The organism is Paraburkholderia sp. SIMBA_027, assembly GCF_046535315.1.
GTDB lineage: Bacteria > Pseudomonadota > Gammaproteobacteria > Burkholderiales > Burkholderiaceae > Paraburkholderia > Paraburkholderia tropica.
In genome coordinates this window covers 1-250 of the sequence record NZ_JAWRWY010001222.1, presented here as the reverse complement: position 1 = coordinate 250, position 250 = coordinate 1, and the positions used below count along the sequence as shown (strand labels likewise).

The following is a 250-nucleotide window of genomic DNA, read 5'->3' as shown; positions in this document are numbered from 1 at the left end:
TCATCCAGCATCGGACCGGTGACGGCGAGGCAGGGGTGACGCAGAGGCGACGCCCGATCGGTGCGGAAGCCATGGAAAAAGCGCCAGTTGCTAACAATCCGCCGGAAGGCCGCGACCTCCGGAAAATGCCCGGCGTCACCGAGCAGCGCGATCGCCGTTTCCGAGGTCAGCGCTTCATCCGGATAGTTCTCCATCCGGCCGTCGCCGCCGCGCACCGAAATCGCCGGACCATCACGTTTCATCATCACCA

1 protein-coding gene is annotated in these 250 nt (G+C 64.4%); it reads right to left on the bottom strand.

From position 1 onward, the window contains the following. On the bottom strand, nucleotides 1–250 hold a 250-nt coding region (locus SB764_RS43040), incomplete at both ends, for a hypothetical protein (protein ID WP_410867176.1).